The organism is Pseudomonas sp. 43A (assembly GCF_013363935.1).
GTDB classification, from domain to species: Bacteria; Pseudomonadota; Gammaproteobacteria; order Pseudomonadales; family Pseudomonadaceae; genus Aquipseudomonas; species Aquipseudomonas crudilactis.
Genome location: NZ_CP054880.1, coordinates 4906814 through 4925797 on the forward strand (window position 1 = coordinate 4906814; position 18984 = coordinate 4925797).

11 protein-coding genes are annotated in these 18984 nt (G+C 61.4%); 8 read left to right on the forward strand and 3 right to left on the reverse strand.

The window, feature by feature from the left end; genetic code table 11:
- Nucleotides 1-423: 423 nt before the first annotated feature.
- Nucleotides 424-1758: a lysine N(6)-hydroxylase/L-ornithine N(5)-oxygenase family protein gene (locus HUW52_RS21550; protein ID WP_175554856.1), complete on the reverse strand. Its 1335-nt coding sequence runs from the start codon at nt 1756-1758 to the stop codon at nt 424-426.
- Between the two features lie 132 nt (nt 1759-1890).
- Complete coding sequence (locus tag HUW52_RS21555) at nt 1891-2373, reverse strand: sigma-70 family RNA polymerase sigma factor (RefSeq protein ID WP_016983524.1); 483 nt, start codon at nt 2371-2373, stop codon at nt 1891-1893.
- A 319-nt stretch (nt 2374-2692) separates the two neighbouring features.
- Here HUW52_RS21555 and HUW52_RS21560 point away from each other — a divergent pair, with 319 nt between their 5' ends.
- Genes HUW52_RS21560 through HUW52_RS21570 form a run of 3 tightly spaced genes read left to right on the forward strand, consistent with a single transcriptional unit; the run spans nt 2693 to nt 7241 of the window.
- Nucleotides 2693-3865: an efflux RND transporter periplasmic adaptor subunit gene (locus HUW52_RS21560; protein WP_175554857.1), complete on the forward strand. Its 1173-nt coding sequence runs from the start codon at nt 2693-2695 to the stop codon at nt 3863-3865.
- Nucleotides 3866-5839, forward strand: a complete 1974-nt coding sequence (locus tag HUW52_RS21565) for a MacB family efflux pump subunit (RefSeq protein ID WP_016983522.1) — start codon at nt 3866-3868, stop codon at nt 5837-5839. It abuts the gene before it with no gap.
- A gap of 7 nt (nt 5840-5846) precedes the next feature.
- Nucleotides 5847-7241 carry an efflux transporter outer membrane subunit gene (locus tag HUW52_RS21570; RefSeq protein WP_175554858.1) on the forward strand — a complete coding sequence of 465 codons (1395 nt, stop codon included), beginning with the start codon at nt 5847-5849 and terminating at the stop codon, nt 7239-7241.
- A 122-nt stretch (nt 7242-7363) separates the two neighbouring features.
- Here HUW52_RS21570 and HUW52_RS21575 read toward each other — a convergent pair whose 3' ends face one another.
- Nucleotides 7364-8983 carry a PvdJ/PvdD/PvdP-like protein gene (locus tag HUW52_RS21575; protein ID WP_175554859.1) on the reverse strand — a complete coding sequence of 540 codons (1620 nt, stop codon included), beginning with the start codon at nt 8981-8983 and terminating at the stop codon, nt 7364-7366.
- 185 nt (nt 8984-9168) lie between these two features.
- Between HUW52_RS21575 and HUW52_RS21580 the strand changes: the two genes are divergently transcribed.
- The 5 genes from HUW52_RS21580 to HUW52_RS21600 all read left to right on the forward strand — a co-directional run bounded on the left by HUW52_RS21580 (nt 9169) and on the right by HUW52_RS21600 (nt 18909).
- On the forward strand, nt 9169-10539 hold the full coding sequence (locus tag HUW52_RS21580; RefSeq protein WP_175554860.1) for a dipeptidase: 1371 nt from the start codon (nt 9169-9171) through the stop codon (nt 10537-10539).
- Entirely contained in the window at nt 10536-11828 is a 1293-nt protein-coding gene (locus HUW52_RS21585) for an aminotransferase class V-fold PLP-dependent enzyme (protein ID WP_175554861.1), read from the forward strand. Before HUW52_RS21580 ends, HUW52_RS21585 begins: the two co-directional genes overlap by 4 nt.
- Nucleotides 11829-11871: 43 nt before the next feature.
- Nucleotides 11872-12786, forward strand: coding sequence for a formylglycine-generating enzyme family protein (locus HUW52_RS21590; protein ID WP_371929224.1), 915 nt, complete (start codon nt 11872-11874; stop codon nt 12784-12786).
- 162 nt (nt 12787-12948) lie between these two features.
- On the forward strand, nt 12949-14610 hold the full coding sequence (locus tag HUW52_RS21595) for a cyclic peptide export ABC transporter (RefSeq protein WP_175554863.1): 1662 nt from the start codon (nt 12949-12951) through the stop codon (nt 14608-14610).
- A gap of 126 nt (nt 14611-14736) precedes the next feature.
- Entirely contained in the window at nt 14737-18909 is a 4173-nt protein-coding gene (locus tag HUW52_RS21600) for a non-ribosomal peptide synthetase (protein WP_175555720.1), read from the forward strand.
- The last annotated feature ends 75 nt before the right edge of the window (nt 18910-18984 follow it).

Here is an 18984-nt window from a genome sequence, read left to right on the forward strand (position 1 = left end):
ATGAGAAGGACGTCTAGCCATGGCCCAGGACGGGTCATGCACGGGATGCCGCTGCTCGCTTTTACGGCGAGACAACGACAGAGAAAGTCTGCGCGTTATCTTGCCGAGAATCTGCCGGTTACCGAGACCGGCCGACAACTGTCACTCGAACAAGTACCCACTGTGGGTCTCCGCTATTGATGAAAACGCGCGAAGCTTACGCCCCGATGATTGGAGAGTAAACCCGCAAAAGGCAGTGTGTCGGGGAATATGGGGGATGTTCAGGAAGGGTTCAGGAACAGAATGTGTGGCGCTTTTGATGGCCCCTTCGCGAGCAAGCTCGCTCCCACACTGGATCTTCATCTGACACAAAATCTGTGTTCAATGAAAATCCCCTGTGGGAGCGAGCTTGCTCGCGAAAGCGGTATGTGAGGCGCTAAAAAATCAGCTGGCAGTCGCCAACAGCAGATCCGCCATCGAACGATGCCCACGGTTTTTGCCATGCTCATACAAAGAACCGGCAATCTCGTCCGCGCGAATCGGCAACACCGACAGCAACGTATCGCTCAAACCATGGCTGGCCTGGCAGAAGCCCTGCATGTAGATGCCGGCCTTGCAGCGTTCGTCGGTAATCAGTTTGTAGTTGCGATCAACTTCGAAATCACCCAGGTATTCTTCCAGCGGCGCCAGCAGTTTGCGATGCATCTGCCGCTCGTAGCCGGTGGCCAGAACAACCGCATCGTAATTGCGCACGGTGACTTCGCCAGTGGCGCTGTTGCGCACGGCCAGTTCGATACCGTTGTCGGTGGCAGTAGCGCTCTCGACAGTGGTCAGCGTGCGGAACGCGTGACGGGCAATCCCGGACACCTTCTGACGATAGAAGATGCCGTAGATGCGTTCGATCAGGTCAATGTCGACCACCGAGTAGTTGGTGTTGTGGTACTCGTTGACCAGACGCTCACGCTCGGCGCTGTTCTGCTGGAACACCAGGTCGGTGAATTCCGGCGAAAACACTTCGTTGACGAACGGGCTGTCATCCGCAGGTTTCAGGGCCGAGCCGCGCAGGATCATGTCGACCTGTACCGACGGGAACGAATCGTTCAGGTCGATAAAGGCTTCCGCCGCACTCTGCCCGCCACCGATGATCGCGATGCTCATCGGCTGATTGTTCACACACGGCTGCTTGGCCATTTGCGACAAATACTGCGAGTGGTGGAACACGCGAGTGTCGCCCTTCAGCGCTTTGAACGCCTCGGGAATACGCGGCGTGCCGCCGGCGCTGACCACCACCGAACGGGTGGTCCGCACATGCTGCTGGCCATCGCTGCCACGGGAAATCACGCGCAGCGCTTCAACCTGATGGTTGTGCAGCACCGGCTCAATGGTCAGCACTTCTTCGCCGTAACGGCTTTGTTCGGTGAACTGCCCGGCGACCCAACGCAGGTAGTCGTTGTACTCCATGCGGCATGGATAGAAGGTGCCGAGGTTGATGAAGTCGACCAGACGACCGTGGTACTTCAGGTAATTGACGAAGGAATACGGGCTGGTCGGATTGCGCAGGGTCACCAGATCCTTGAGGAAGGAAATCTGCAACTCGCTCTGGGTCGACAGGGTGTTGCCGTGCCAGCTGTAGTTGGCCTGCTTGTCGAGGAACAGCACATCCAACTCGCCCTGGGTCGGGCCGCGCTCTTGCAGAGCGATGGCCAGCGCCAGGTTCGAAGGGCCGAAACCGACGCCGATCAGGTCGTGAACGATGGGCGATGCAATTGCCTGTGTCATTTCCAGTGTCCTCTGGATGAACCCCTCAACCGTGGGGATAAAGCCTGGGTGACCTGACCGGCCCGAAGCAGGACAGCAGATCGTCTGTTGAGTAGGAACGAGGACGGTGAAAAAAAATTTACTGAGGAAGGCTCAATGGGCGTCCCATTGTTTGATGCGTAGCCGGCAATGTTTCATGGCATTGACGATGTGTTTCTCTACCAGCGCTTTGGAAATCCCGAGGCTCTCGGCGATTTCGTTATGGGACAGGCCTTCAATCTTGCGCAGCAGAAAACTTTCGCGACACAGCGGCGACAATTCTGCAAGTGCGCGCTGAAGCATCGCCAGGCGCTGACCGTGATCAAGGGTTCCATGGGGCGACGGGGTGAAATAGCGCTCTTCGCTGTCCAGCACGTCAAGCGGCTCGGCCTGACGCAAGGCGTTGCGCCGATGATCATCGATGACCAGGTTCAATGCCGTGCGATAAAGGAAGGCACGCGGTTGTTCGATCGGCGTGTCGCTGGAACGCTCCAGCACCCGCACATAAGCGTCATGCACCACATCTTCGGCCACCTGACGGTTGCCCAGCCTGGCGTTAAGGAAACACACCAGCTCGCGATAGTAGTTTTCCAACATGACTCCCGACCGCAACGGTGCGGTTTCGATCCTTGAGCCAGATCCGCCAGGGTCAAAACGACAATGGCACGATGGTGGCAATTTCAGATGCGTAATTTATAGTAATTCTCATATAGATTTAAAGTGCTGTTTCAATTTGCCCGACAAATTGTGGGCATCTATACCTGTTACCGGGTTTTTCAGCGCTTAAATTACCTGCCGCGTCTCTCGTTTAAAGGACAGCTCCCCGTATCTGTCGCCTCCTGCGCCAGCGTTCGGTCGTGGCCCGCGTGCGGTGCCGGCTGGATGACGGGTCGATTCTCACTGGCCGGAATCCTGCATGAAACGTCCCCGCCCCGCCCGACGCGCCCTGCTCGTAGCCCTTTGTCTGATTCCCGTTGTCGCCGTAGCCGCCTGGCAGATATTGCCGCCCGGCCGGGACAAGTTCGCCACCGTGCAAGTCAGTCGCGGCGACATTGAAAGCAGCGTCACTGCCCTTGGCACTTTGCAGCCACGGCGCTATGTGGACGTCGGCGCCCAGGCTTCCGGGCAAATCCGCAAAATCCATGTGGAAGTCGGCGACGTGGTCAAGCAAGGCCAATTGCTCGTCGAAATCGACCCGTCGACGCAAAAGGCCAAGCTCGACGCCAGCCAGTTCTCCATCGAAAATCTCAAGGCGCAGCTGCAAGAGCAACAGGCGCAGCACGAACTGGCGCGGCAGAAGTACCAGCGCCAGCAGAACCTCGCGGCCGGCGGCGCCACCCGTGAAGAAGACGTGCAGACCGCCCGCGCCGAGCTCAAGGCCACCCAGGCACGTATCGACATGTTCCGCGCCCAGATCCGTCAGGCCGAGGCCAGTCTGCGCAGTGATCAGGCCGAACTCGGTTACACGCGCATTTATGCGCCGATGGAAGGCACCGTGGTCGCACTCGATGCCCGCGAAGGCCAGACACTCAATGCCCAGCAGCAGACGCCACTGATCCTGCGCATCGCCAAACTGTCGCCGATGACGGTCTGGGCCGAGGTCTCCGAGGCCGATATCGGCCATGTAAAACCGGGCATGACTGCTTACTTCACCACACTCAGCGGTGGCAATCGGCGCTGGAGCAGCACCGTTCGGCAAATCCTGCCGGTGCCACCCAAACCGCTGGACCAGACCAGCCAGGGCGGTGGCAGCCCGGCCAGCTCGAGCAAAAGCGGCAGCGCGCGCGTAGTGCTGTACACCGTGCTGCTGGACGTCGACAACGCCGACAACGCCTTGATGGCAGAGATGACCACGCAAGTGTTCTTCGTCGCCGACCAGGCGAAAAACGTGCTCACCGCACCGGTCGCCGCCCTGCAAGGCAGCGCGGCGGCCAATCGGCAGACCGCGCAGGTCATCGCCGCCAATGGCGAGATTCAGTCCCGCGAAGTACGCACCGGCATCAGCGACCGTCTCAACGTGCAGATTATCGAGGGCTTGAACGAAGGCGATCACTTGCTGATCGGCCCGGCCGACGGCAGCGGAGGTTGAATGCAAACGCCTCTGATCGACCTGCAGGACATCCGCAAATCCTACGGCGGCGGTGACGCTCCCGAAGTTCACGTGTTGCGCGGCATCGACCTGTCGATTCACGCCGGCGAGTTCGTAGCGATTGTCGGCGCGTCCGGTTCCGGCAAATCGACACTGATGAACATTCTCGGCTGCCTCGACCGGCCGACGTCCGGCGAATACCGCTTCGCCGGGGAAAACGTCGCCGGCCTCGACAGCGATGAACTGGCCTGGCTGCGGCGCGAAGCCTTCGGTTTCGTGTTTCAAGGCTATCACCTGATTCCGTCCGGCTCGGCCCAGGAGAACGTCGAGATGCCGGCCATCTACGCCGGCACCCCCGCCGCCGAACGGCATGCCCGCGCCGCCGCCCTGCTCGACCGTCTCGGCCTCGCCTCGCGCACCGGCAACCGCCCCCATCAGCTTTCCGGAGGCCAGCAACAACGCGTGTCGATTGCCCGCGCACTGATGAATGGCGGCCACATCATTCTGGCCGACGAACCGACCGGCGCCCTCGACAGCCACAGCGGCAAGGAAGTCATGGCGCTGCTCGATGAACTGGCGAGCCAGGGCCATGTGGTCATTCTCATCACCCACGACCGCGAAGTGGCGGCGCGTGCCAAGCGCATTATCGAAATCAGCGATGGCTTGATCATCAGCGATAGCGCCAGAGACAACCCCGACGCCCAGCACAGTGCCAATCCCGGCGCCCTGCAAGCGGTGGATCTGCGCAAGCGCTTGAGCGAAGGCGCCGAAGCTACCGGCGCCTGGAAAGGCGAACTGGTGGACGCCCTGCACGCCGCGTGGCGGGTGATGTGGATCAACCGCTTCCGCACCGCGCTGACCCTGCTCGGCATCATCATCGGTGTGGCCTCGGTGGTGGTCATGCTCGCGGTCGGCGAAGGCAGCAAGCGCCAGGTCATGGCACAAATGGGCGCGTTCGGCTCGAACATCATTTATCTCAGCGGCTCGGCGCCCAACCCGCGAACGCCACCGGGCATCATCACTCTTGACGATGTGCATGCCCTGGCGAGCCTGCCACAAGTGCAGCGGATCATGCCGGTCAACGGCGCCGAGGCCGGTGTGCGCTTCGGCAATGCCGATCACCTCAGTTACGTTGGCGGCAATGACACCAACTTCCCGGCAATCTTCAACTGGCCGGTGGTTCAGGGCAGTTACTTCACAGAGGCCGACGAACAGAACGCGGCAGCCGTTGCAGTGATCGGCCACAAGGTGCGCACCAAACTCCTCAAAGACATACCGAACCCGATCGGCCAGTACATCCTGATCGAGAACGTGCCGTTTCAGGTGGTCGGGGTACTGGCGGAAAAAGGTGCCAGCTCCGGCGACTCCGACAGTGACAACCGCATCGCCGTGCCCTACTCCGCCGCCAGCGTGAGGTTGTTTGGCACGCGTAATCCGGAGTACGTGGCCATCGCTGCCGCCGACGCGCGCAAGGTCAAGGACACCGAACACGCCATCGAACAATTGATGCTGAACCTGCACAACGGCAAGAAGGATTTCGAACTGACCAACAACGCCGCAATGATCCAGGCCGAAGCGCGCACACAAAACACCCTGTCGCTGATGCTCGGCTCGATTGCGGCGATCTCGCTGCTGGTCGGCGGCATCGGCGTGATGAACATCATGCTCATGACCGTCCGCGAACGCACCCGCGAAATCGGCATCCGCATGGCCACCGGCGCCCGCCAGCGCGACATCCTGCGCCAGTTTCTCACTGAAGCGGTGATGCTCTCGGTGGTCGGCGGCATCGCCGGCATCGCCCTGGCGCTGATCATTGGCGGCGTGCTGATTCTCAGTGAAGTCGCGGTAGCGTTCTCGTTGATGGCGGTCCTCGGCGCTTTTGGTTGCGCCCTGGTCACCGGTGTTGTCTTCGGCTTCATGCCGGCCCGCAAAGCTGCCCGACTCGACCCGGTCACGGCCCTTACCAGTGAATGATCGCTCTATGAAACCGCGCCTCAGTCTGTTGACCGCCTGCCTGATACTCAGCGCTTGCGGCAGTTCCCCACAACGCCCGGACAGCGGCATTGTGCCGCCTGCCGCCTGGCAATCACCGCACAACACCAGCGCCGAACGCGACGCCCTGCGCTGGTGGACGCGCTTCGCCAGCCCGCAACTCGATCAATTGATCGAGCAGGCCCAGGTCGGCAGTTACGACCTCGCCGCCGCCATCGCTCGCGTGCGCCAGGCGCGTGCCGACACCGTGATTGCCGGCGGCTCGTTGCTGCCGGAAATACAAGGTACCGGCAACGCCAATCGGCAAAAGCTGTTGCGTGGCGATGGCTATCGTCAACTGGATGCCGACAGCAACAACAAGGCGGTGGACTACTTCGACATCGGCCTCAGCGCCAGCTACGAAATCGACTTCTGGGGCGGTAAGCGCGCATCGCGCGACAGTGCCCAGTTCAGCCTGCAGGCCAGCGAGTTTGATCGCGCCACCGTCGAGCTGACCCTGCTCAGCAGCGTCGCCAACAGCTACACCCAGGTGCTGTCGCTGCAGGAACAGAGCCGCATCGCCGAGCTTAATCTGGCCAACGCGCAAAACGTCCTGCAACTGGTGCAGACGCGCTACAACGCAGGCTCCGCCACGGCGCTTGAACTGGCGCAACAGAAAAGCCTGGTGGCCGCGCAGCAACGCCAACTGCCGACCGTCCAGCAACAGGCTCGAGACGCTCAGATCGTCCTGGCGGCACTGCTTGGCCGCCCGGTGCAAGACCTGCCGGCCAGCCACGAGGCCTTCGACCAGTTGCAATGGCCGCCGATATCCGCCGGCCTGCCCAGCGAACTGCTGACCCGGCGTCCGGACATCGCCCGTGCCGAGGCGCAATTGGCGGCAGCTCAGGCGAACGTCACGGTGGCGCGGGCGGCGATGCTGCCGAAAATCACGCTGGGCGCGAGCATTGGCTCGGGTGCCAACCAGGCCGATGACCTGTTGCGCAGTCCGTTCTACAACCTCACCGCCGGGCTGATCGCACCGATCTTCAACAATGGCCGTCTGGGGGCCGAGCGCGACAAGGCCACGGCCCGCCAGGAGGAGCTGCTGCAAACCTATCGGGGCGCCATCATCAATGGTTTCGCCGACGTCGAAAAAGCCCTCAACAGCATCCGCGGTCTTGATCAACAACGGCAGTGGCAGAGCGAAGAACTGAATCAGGCGCAAACCGCCTTCAACATCGCCCAGAGCCGTTATCAGGCCGGCGCCGAAGACTTGCTGACCGTGCTGGAAACCCAGCGCACGCTGTATGCAGCGCAAGACCAGAACGTGCAACTGCGGCTGTCGCGAATGCAGGCGAGTATTGCCTTGTACAAAGCTTTGGGCGGCGGGTGGCAGACCCTGTAATCGCGCAGCCCGTTCAAGCGCGTTCGCGAGCAGGCTCGCTCCCACAGGGGATCACATTTCAATTGAAGGAATGCGGTCAACCTGTGGGAGCGAGCTTGCTCGCGAAGAACGATGACGCCGTCTCAGAGCGAAGTCTGTTTCGGTTTCAGATTGCGCGCATACCACGGCCGTTGCGGCACGCGGCGGAACAGGCCGGCGAGTTTTTTCTCGTCATTGAGAAAGGTGATGCGCAGTGCCAGCTTCATGGTTTCCGGGTCCATCTCCACCGTCTTGCCCGCCTGCAACCCCAGCGTAGTGCTGCAGCCATGGGTGACCGGCCCCAGCCACGGATCATCGACTTCGTTCCAGCGCCCTGGTGCAAACCACTGCACACCATTGACTACCTTGCGAGTGACTTCACCCGGATGGAAGCGCTCGTGCGCGCGAAACCAGTCTTCGATACGGTCGTCGATCCAGCCATGAAAATGCCAGAACGACGGATTGACATGGGATGAAAACGGGTCGCCAAGGAAGTCATTTTCCGGGCCGTACCAACGCGCTGCGAAGTCGGCAGGATCACGCGCGAAAGGCACCGGCTGACCGTTCGACGGGTCGCGCGGTACAGACGCCCAGCGCATGTGCAGCCAGTCGTGCAGGCCCAGTTCAACCTCGGAACCGAACTGTCCGAGCGTGAGCCTGGCCAGGTACACCGGATCACGGTATTGCGACTCCCAGACCTGGAAGTTGCTTTCGTAGGTCTCGGCCGTTTTGATGTCGCTGACCCACTTGCTGTACTCGTCATCACCGTCAGCCAGCCATGCGGGCGGCAGCGCCGTGCCGTCATGGTTGTCGAAGTAACGGGCGAAGCCCGGGCGATCTCGGATCAATTCCGGCTGTGGCAGCGGAAAAAATTCCCACGATGGCAAGTCCTGCATTGAACGCGCCGTGCCGAGCATGTGCCGATGCATGAAGAAGAAATCCACACCGGAGCCGTTGCGATCCTTGCGCGGCCCACGGGCATCGCGCTCCTTGTCACGCGGTCCGGGCTGCCAGCCGATGCCGCGCAGGGCTTCGCGCTTGTCTTCGGGCAAGGTGTGCCACTTGTCCCGCGTGGCATGCCACAACTGGTGGAACAGTCGGTGCTCGGGGGAAATCAACCAGGCCAGCAACGTCGGATTCAACGGCGTACGTTCACGCGCCTCGGGAAACAGGCGCTTGACTGCGACGAAACCATTGTCCTGTACCGGCAAGGCCAAGGGACGATCCAGGCGCAAGACTTTACCGCTGAGGGTGCCTTTGCCGGCGTTGCCGAAATCGGCCCAGACCTCATCGAGGATCATTTCCAGCTCATAGCTGATCTGGCCTTGCGCACCGATCAGCCGCCAACTCAGTTTCGCCGCATCGGCACCGGCCAGATCGCCAAGAATTCGGTAACGAGGTGTTTCGCCGGAACGCAAACGCTCCGGCGTATCAAGGAAACCACAGACGCCACGACCTTTCTGGCCGATGTCGAGGAACACTTGCAGCCCCCTGACCGGCAGGCCTTCAAGGCCCGCGTCACGGCCTTCGAAGCGAATATCCCAGACGCCCCGCAAGGCACTGGCCAAACGTTGTCCGGCGAGGTCGGCGACGTCGAAAGACGCTTCACCCGGAGTGATCGTCGGATCCGGCTTCGTCCATTCACGATGCCCAAAATAAGCCGCCGGCACGGCAGCGCCGGTCAGCGCCAGGCCTGCCATGAACCATCGTCGAGAAATCTTCATTGCCCTACCTGTGTCAGCCATGAAGCAGGCTTTATCCAAGCTAGAACGTTTGCTGCCCGGGCAAATTTAAGCCGTCATTTTCGCCGGGGGGCGCTCGTCCTAAATTTCCCGCTCGATCGCTCGTTCCTCCCAGATAGCAAAGGCTTTGCGCCTGCACCTCGATGGCGAACCCGACTGAGATGGCAATGACAAAACCACGTTCGAAAAAGGCTCTATTCATCGGCCTGCCCTTAGCCCTGGCGATCAGCGCCGGTGCAGGCTTTGCCGCTTGGCATCACTGGTTCAAGGACGACCTTGGCTATGACGCCAGGATTGTGAAACAGGCAGATGAACTGCACGAACGCATGCTCTCTTTCGACAGCCATGTCAGCCTGATGCAGAACTTCGGCACCGACGGTCACGAAGCCGACAAGGATGGCTCCGGCCAGTTCGATCTGGCCAAAACCAGTCGCGGTCGCTTGTCTGGCGCGGCGCTGACCATTTTCGGCTGGCCGGAAATGTGGAACGGCCCCGATGCCCCCCACAAACCGACTGCCGGCTTCATCGACGAAGCCCGCAACCAGCAGGAAATCCGCTACCGGATCATCTCCGGGATGGTTCGCGACTACCCCAATCAAGTCGCGATCGCCTATACCCCGGACGACATGCGCCGCCTGCACGGCGAAGGCAAGTTCGCGATTTTCATCAGCATGCTCAACGCCTATCCGCTGGGCCATGATCTGAATCTGCTGGACCTGTGGACGGCGCGCGGCATGCGCATGTTCGGCTTCAGCTACATCGGCAACAACGACTGGGCGGATTCGTCTCGCCCACTGCCATTTCTCAATGACTCACCGGACGCCCTCGACGGCCTCTCCGATCTGGGCAAGCAGGCGGTCAAGCGCCTCAATGATCTGGGCGTGATCATCGACGTGTCACAGATGTCGACCAAGGCCCTCGAACAAGTCGCACAGCTGAGCCGTACGCCGCTGGTTGCCTCGCACTCGGCGCCGCGCGCGATGGTCGACATCCCACGCAATCTCAGCGACAAAGAGATGCAACTGATCAAGAACAGCGGCGGCGTGGTGCAAATCGTCGCGTTCTCGCAGTACCTGCGGCCGCTGACCCAGAAGACCCAGGATCGCCTCAACGAGCTGCGCAAGGAATTCGACTTGCCGCCCCTGCCGAACCTGGCGATGGCGCTGATGCCGGGCGACCCGATCATTGCGGCCTGGTCCGAAACCAAATTCGGCCTGTACGCCAGCCGCCTCTACGCGATCCTCGAAGACGAACCGAAGGCCAGTCTCAAGGATTTCGGCGACGCCATCGAATACGCCGTGCGCAAGATCGGCATCGACCATGTCGGCATCAGCTCCGACTTCAATGAGGGCGGCGGCGTCAAAGGGTTCGAGAACGTCGGCGAGATCCGCAATGTCACCGCTGAACTGCTGTCGCGCGGTTACTCCGAAGCCGACATCGGCAAACTCTGGGGCGGCAACTTCCTGCGCGTCTGGGATCAGGTCGAAAAAGCCGCGAAACCGGCGCTGGCCAACGCGCAGGGAACGACGCAGCCATGAGCAATCGTCGTGATTTTCTGAAACAGGCCGGACTGCTCGCCGCTGCGCTGCCACTGGGCGCAAGCCTGCCGAACATCGCCAGCGCTGCCGCCACGGCTGCGCCCCCTGCGCCAATGCCGCGCAGCAAGTGGACGCAGTTGCAGCAACTGTTCAATCAGGATCCGGACTACCTGCACTTTTCCAACTTCCTGATCACCTCGCACCCGAAACCCGTGCGCGAAGCGATTGAACGGCATCGCGCCGCCCTCGACAAAAATCCCGGCCTGGCCATGGATTGGGACCTCGGCGTGATCGAGCAGCGCGAGGAAAACGTGCGCGTCTGGGCCGGCCAATACCTGCAAGCCAACGCCAAACAGATCGCCCTGACCGGCAGCACCACTGAAGGTCTGACGATGATTTACGGCGGTGTGCATGTGCGCCCCGATCAGGAAATCCTCACCACCGCCCACGAACACTATGCCACCCACACCATCCTCGCCTTGCGCAAGGAACGTGAAGGCACGCAGGTGCGCAAGATCCGTCTGTTCAAGGATCCACAGACCGCGACCAAAGCCGAAATCCTCGCCGCCATCGACACGGCCATCCGCCCTGAAACCCGCGTGCTGGGCATGTGCTGGGTGCATTCGGGCAGCGGCGTGAAGCTGCCGATCGGTGACATCGGCGCCATCGTCGACAAGCACAACCGTGGCCGCAGCGATGCCGACCGGATCATTTATGTGGTCGACGGCGTGCACGGTTTCGGCGTCGACAACCTGAGCTTCGCGCAGATGAACTGTGACTTCTTCATCGCCGGCACCCACAAGTGGATGTTTGGCCCGCGCGGCACCGGCATCGTCTGCAGCCGTTTCGAGGAGGTCAGATACGTGACGCCGATCACCCCGACCTTCTCCGAAGCCACAGCGTTTTCCACCACCATGACGCCCGGTGGCTATCACTCCTTCGAGTATCGCTGGGCGCTGGACGAAGCCTTCAAGCTGCACCTGCAACTGGGCAAGGCCGAGGTCGAAGCGCGCATCCACGCGCTCAACAGCTACCTGAAGAAGCGTCTGCTGGAACACCCGCAAATCGAACTCGTCACCCCGCTGAGTCCGCAACTGTCGGCCGGTTTTACCTTCTTTCGAGTCAAGGGCCAGGACAGCGACAAAGTCGCCGCGTACCTGATGCAGAACCGCGTGGTTGCCGACGCCGTGAACCGCGACGTGGGTCCGGTGATTCGTACCGCACCGGGCCTGCTCAACGACGAAGCGCAAATCGATCGCTTGATGGCGCTATTGGCCAAACAGCTGTAGGCGCCCCGCTCTCACGTTTCCTTTCAACCTGTTATCGAGAATCATGATGAACAGTAGTGAACTGCGTAATTTTTCCTTGAAAGCGTTGCCCGCGCTCGGTCTCGCTGCATTGCTCGGTTGTGCCTTGTCAGGGCTGGCGCAAGCGGCCGAGCCGCTCAAACCGGGCAAGGTCTTCAAGGACTGCAAGGACTGCCCGGAAATGGTCGTGCTGCCCACCGGCACCTTCACCATGGGCACTCCGGATGACGAAGTCGGCCGCGAACCGGACGAAGGTCCGATGCACCCGGTGACCTTTGCCAAACCGCTGGCCATCAGTCGTTTCCAGGTGCTCAAAGGGCAATGGGACGCCTACCTCGCCGACACCGGCTATCGAATGCCCGACGGCGACAAACGCCCGGGCCGCGCGTGCAAGGCCGGTATTCCCGACTACGCGGGCAGCGATCCGAAAAAGCAGTACACCGACAAGCATCCGGCGGTGTGCATGGACTTCGCCGAAGCCGAGGCCTACGTGGCCTGGCTGTCAAAGAAAACCGCTAAATCGTATCGACTGGTCAGCGAATCGCTGCGTGAATACGCCGCCCGTGCCGGTAGCACCGGGCCTTTCCCGTTCCCCTTCGATGAGGGCAAGGAATACAGCATCGCCAAACACGCCAACACCTATGGCGCCGCCGACGGCTACAACTTCACCGCTCCGGCGGGCAAGTTTCCGGCCAATGCCTTCGGCGTCTACGACATGCACGGCAACATCTACGAATGGACCGCCGACTGCTACAACGAAAACTATGTCGGCGCGCCGAGTGATGGCAGCGCCTGGTTGACCGGTGACTGCAAGATTCGCCGCATCCGCGGCAACGACTGGGGTGAAGCACCAGTGTTCTCGCGCTCGGGCAACCGCAACGCCACCTACAGCGACACCCGCGGCGACTGGATTGGTTTTCGCGTCGCGCGCGATCTGTAAGGACAGCGGTAACGGCAACCGCCACGGCGGCGCTGGGCGCTCGCTCGTCGTCTCAGCCTCGATAAACCCGTGGTCGGCTAAATCGCCGCCCACGGGTTTCGTCTTTTAACCAGCCCAATCCTTGAAACGATGCCGTTAGCGGCACTAGAAGCGGAAACCTCCATGACCACAAAATCGCGCGGAGCCATCAGTGAAGTCCTCGGCCTGCTCAAGCCTTACCGGGTCGTCGTGGCGCTGTCGATCCTGCTCGGCATGCTCGGTGGCGTCAGCGTCACTGCCCTGCTCGCGACCATCAACAAAGCCCTGAACGGCAGCGGCGTTCCGTCAGCCACCGTACTCCTGACGTTTGCCGGCCTCTGCGCGTTCGCCCTGTTGACTTCGATTCTGTCGGACATCGGCACCAACCATGTCGGCCAGCACATCATCGCCGGCCTGCGTAAATCACTCGGCGAAAAAGTCCTGCTGGCGCCCATCGAGCAGATCGAGAGGTTTCGCAGTCATCGCCTGATTCCGGTGCTGACCCATGACGTCGACACTGTCAGTGATTTCGCGTTTTCCTTTGCGCCACTGGCGATCGCTTTCACCGTCACTCTCGGTTGCCTGGGTTACCTGGCCTATCTGTCCCTGCCAATGTTTGCCCTGCTGTTGATCGCGATCGTGATCGGCACCGTCGTGCAATACATTGCCCGGGCCAAAGGCATCAAAGGTTTCGAAGCGGCGCGCGAAGCCGAGGACGAGCTGCAAAAGCACTACAGCGCGATCGCCGCGGGCGCCAAGGAACTGCGTATTCATCGCCCGCGCCGCCAACGCATGTTCAGCCAGCGCATCGAGGGCACGGCGGATTACATCTGCAACACGCACATCCGCTCCATCAACACGTTCGTGGTGGCGAAAACCTTTGGCTCGATGCTGTTTTTCGTGGTGATCGGTCTGGCCCTGGCCCTGCAATCGTTCTGGCTCGGTACCGATAAAGCCGTGCTCAGCGGCTTCGTGCTGGTGCTGCTGTACATGAAAGGCCCGCTGGAATATTTGGTGACCACGCTGCCGGTGGTCAGTCGCGCGAACATTGCCTTCAAACGCATCGCCGAACTGGCCGAACAGTTTTCCTCGCCGGAACCGCACTTGCTCCTGCGCGACTCCGCTGCGGCGAGCAAAACGGCGGTACAACAGTTGCAAATGCACAACGTGCACTACGCCTTCCCGCCGGTTCAGGGCAGCGCAGCGTTCGAGCTGGGGCCGGTCAATCTGGACATCGCGCAGGGTGACATCGTGTTTATCGTCGGCGAGAACGGCGGCGGTAAAACCACCCTGATCAAATTGTTGCTGGGCCTCTATGCGCCGCAACGCGGGGAAGTCCTGCTCAATGGCCAGGTGGTCGATGCCCAGGCTCGCGATGACTATCGCCAACTGTTCACCACGATCTTCGCCGACTACTACCTGTTCGATGAACTGGTACAGGGCGACAAACAAGTGCCGGCCGACACCAGCCGCTATCTGGAACGCCTGGAGATTGCGCACAAGGTGAGCATTAACGACGGTGTTTTCAGTACCACCGATCTGTCCACCGGCCAGCGCAAACGCCTGGCGCTGATCAACGCCTGGCTGGAAGAGCGTCCGGTGCTGGTGTTCGACGAATGGGCTGCCGATCAGGATCCGGCCTTCCGGCGCATCTTTTACACCGAGCTGCTGCCGGAGCTGAAACAGATGGGCAAGACCATCATCGTGATCTCCCACGATGACCGCTACTTCGACGTCGCTGATCAGTTGGTGAGGATGGAGGGAGGCCGAGTGGTCACCCACAAGAAGCCCCTCGAGACTGCTTGATCGATTGCACCTTTGCAGCCGGCTGGACACCCGCCCTGCCGGCCTTCAATCCGAATGTTTATCGCCGTGGACCCGACTGTCGGCAACGCCGTCAGCGCTCACGGTGCTGCCAACCACGAGAGCCCGATGAACGACTTACTCGATGATGAGGTACTGGCGCTGCTGATGGCAGATGCCGGCGAGCAATCCCAAGGCATCATTGCCCGCCCCCACCCGGCCCCGGCCCCCCTCTCCTTCGCGCAACAGCGACTGTGGTTCGTGCAACAGCTGACACCTGACAGTGCCGCCTATAACCTGCCACGCGCCGTGCGCCTCAGCGGTGCCCTGCAAGCACAACATCTGGAAATGGCGCTGAATAAAGTCATCGAACGCCACGATGTCCTGCGCAGTGCGATCGTCGAGATCGACGGGGTAGCCATGCAGGTGGTCGATGCACACGCAACGCTGCAGCTGGGGTTCGATGATCTGCGCGGCCTGAGCGCTGAAGCACGCGAACAGCAGATTGCCCGGCGCACTGCCGAAGAGGCCGCCAAACCCTTCGACCTGAAGCAAGCACCACTGATGCGCGCGACACTGCTGCAAGTCGCCGACACGGAGCACTTGCTGTTGCTCAACATGCACCATATCGCCTCGGACGCCTGGTCCAACGCGATCCTGATGCAGGACCTGACCCGCGCCTATGCGCAAGCGGCAATGGGCATGAGCGCGCCACTGCCGCGCCCGGCCATCCAGTACGCCGACTATGCCGACTGGCAGCGTGGCGACTATCTGCACAGCCCGGCCTGCAAGACCAGCGCCGAATACTGGCAGAATTATCTGGGTCAGACGTTGCCGCCGCTGGATCTGCCGGTGGACTTTGCGCGCAACGACCAGCACAGCCATGCGGCCGGCAAACACGACTTCAGCCTGCCCGCCACCTTGGCGCAAGCACTTAATCGCTTCTGCCAGCAGCACGGTTTGACTCCCTTTGTGGTCGCCCTGGGCGCCTGGCAATTGCTCCTGAGCCGCTACAGTGGCCAGGACGATTTCACCGTCGGCGTGCCCAACGCCACACGCAACCGCAGTGAAATTCAGGACCTGGTCGGGTTCTTTGTCAGCACCCAGGTCTATCGCGTGCGGATTGACCCGCAGCTGCCTTGCAAGGACTTCCTGCTGCGTCTGCGCCGCGAATCGCTGGCCGCGCTCGACCATGCCGACTATCCGCTGGAATTGAGCTTCGACGACCTGCAACTGCAAAGCAGTCAGCAGATCAATCCGTTGTTCCAGGTGCTGTTCAACTGGCGCACGGACGGCGGCGCCTCGGTGCCGCTGAACCTGGGCGAATTGACCCTGGACTTTGTCGATGCCGGCAGCGGGCAGGCGAAATTCGACCTGTCGCTGGACGTCAGTTATTCCCTGAACCGCATCGACGCCAACATCGAATTCAGCCGCGATCTGTACAGCCCCGCCACCATCGAGCGGTTGGCCGGGCATTGGCAGAACCTGTTGCACGCCATCACCGCCAATCCCGAGGTTGCCCTGAGCGAATTGTCGCTGCTGAGCGACACCGAGTGCCGCCAGCAACGCGAACAATGGAATCCAGCCGTGGCGCCATTGCCGAGCGCAGGCGTGCATCAGCTCTTCGAACGCCAGGCACTGGCCACGCCGCATGCCCTCGCGCTGATTTGCGATGACGTGCGCATGAGCTATGCCCAACTCAACTCGGCAGCCAATGGCCTGGCACAGACCCTGCTCGGCTACGGCGTGGGCCCGGAAGTGCGGGTGGGCATCGCGGTCGAGCGCTCGGCGCGGATGATCGTCAGCCTGCTGGCGGTGCTCAAGGCCGGCGGCGTGTACGTGCCCCTCGATCCCGAATACCCGCAGGAACGCCTGACCTCGATGATCGAAGACAGCGGCCTGAGCGTGCTGCTCAGCCAGCGCTCTCTGCTCCAGCGCCTGCCCTCGGTAGACGCGGTGAGCGTGCTGTGCGTCGACGAACTCGACCTCGCCGACAGCGCGCACAGCGACAATCCGACCTGCCGTACCCATGGCCATAACCTGGCGTATGTGATGTTCACCTCAGGTTCCACCGGTCGACCAAAAGGTGTGGGAATTACCCAGGCGGCGTTGACCCGACACGCGCAAGTCGCCCTGGAATTCCTTGGCCTGACACCCGCCGATCGTTCGCTGCAATTTGCCACGTTCAACTTCGATGCCTTTGTCGAACAGCTCTACCCGGCGCTGATCTGCGGCGCGTCGGTGGTACTGCGCGGGCCGGACATCTGGGACAGCGAAACCTGGTACCAGCAGTTGCTCGACAAGCAATTCACGGTGAGCGACCTGACCACCACGTACTGGAACATGCTGGCGAGGGATTTTGCCGCTGCCGGTGTCCGTGACTATGGCCCGTTGCGCCAGGTGATCGTGGGCGGCGAAGCCATGCCACCGGAAGGCGTGGCGGCGTGGGGCAAGGCGGGACTTGGCCATGTGCGCCTGCTCAACACCTATGGCCCGACGGAAACCACGGTCAGTGCCACGGTGCTCGATTGCACGGACTATGTCACCGGGCATGCGCCGCTGCCGAAAACCATGCCGATCGGCCGCCCCTTGGCTGGACGCGCCATTTACCTGCTGGACAGCGGTGGCCAACCGGTCCCGGTGGGCGTCGTCGGTGAATTGGTGATTGCCGGCGATCTATTGGCCCGGGGCTATTTCCAGCGCCCGGAGCTGACCGCCGAACGCTTCATGCCTGATCCGTTCAGCACGCAGGGCGGGCGTCTGTACCGAACCGGCGATCTGGCGCGCTATCGCGCCGATGGCGTCATCGAATACGTCGGCCGACTCGATCATCAAGTGAAGATTCGCGGCTTCCGTATCGAACTCGGTGAAATCGAATCCTGCCTGCTGCAAATCCCGGCCGTTCGCGAAGCCCTGGTCCTTGCCCGCGAAGGATTGGCCGGGATGCAGTTGATCGGTTATGTCGTGCCGAGCGACAGTGATTTGTCGAGCGAACAGCACGATCAACTGCGCGCAGCGCTCAAGGCTGAACTGAAAAGCCGTCTGCCCGCTTACATGGTACCGAGCCATCTGCTGATGCTTGAGACCATGCCCGTCAGCCCGACAGGCAAACTTGATCGCAAGGCGTTGCCGCTGCCTGACTTCAGTCAATCGGAGACCCGCTTCAAGGCCCCGGAAACTGCATTGGAGCAAGCGCTGGTCGAGCTCTGGCAGGAAACCCTGCACGTCGACCGGGTCGGCCTCGACGACAACTTCTTCGAACTGGGCGGGCATTCGATTCTGGCCATCCAGTTTATTGCCGCGCTCAATGCGCGCCTGGGGATCAAACTCGCCTTGCAGCAAATGCTCGCCCACGCCACCGTCGAAGCCCTGGCGCAATTCATTGCTACGCAACACCAGCAGCAAGCCAAATGTGTGGTCGAACTTTCCGCCTCAGCCGCCAGCGCCCCGCCGCTGTTTTGCCTGCATCCCAGCGGCGGCATCGTGTTCTGCTACCAACCGTTGGCCAAACGCCTGAGCAAACACGCGCGCACCTTCGGCGTGATGCACACGGGCTTCGCCGACAAACACGCCCACGCCCAGACCTGGGCGCAGATGATCGCCGATTACACCCGACAGATCATCGATAAACAGGCGGACGGCCCGTATCGCTTGATGGGCTGGTCGCTCGGCGGCTCCATCGCCATGGACATCGCCGCCGAACTGGAGCGTCAGGGACGTGAAGTGAGCTTCCTCGGTCTGGTCGATACCACACTGCCGGACAGCCTGTTGCCGGCCGACCTGCCGCGCAAACCGCTGGAAGAAGAAAATCCCGAGTACTTCAGTGCACAAAATGAACTGGCGACGGCCGTGGAAATGTTCAGCCTGATGTTCGCGCATCTGCACGAGCCGGCGGCACGCTTCCTCGCCGAAAACCCGCAAACCGATCTCAAGGCTTTCTACCAGTGGGCCAGCCAACAGGCCGCCACCAGCGAACAGGAAATGGTGGCGACGCTGGACGCCATCAAACAGGAAATCATGAACGCCCAGGCGTTCGAAATTCATGACCGACTGGTGAAATCCTACGACGCCTTCACGCTGCCAACGCTCAAGGTCGAGGCCAGTTGCTGGTGGTCGCTGTCGCACAAGACCCTGGAGCAGGTGTTGCACTCGGAACAGGTGCTGCGTGAACACACCGTCAGCGGACGACTGCAAGGCTCGGTGCATTCCACCCTGCCCCACCGCAGTATGATTTACGGTGAGTCGTTGCTCGAGTCCTTTGAAGCGGTGTTCCTGACGTGTGAGGCGGCACTGAACAACTGACTTTCATGCGTTTTTGTTTGCATGATTTGCCACATCACCTGCGCGCGCTGCGCCCACCGCGATTCACCTGCCGAC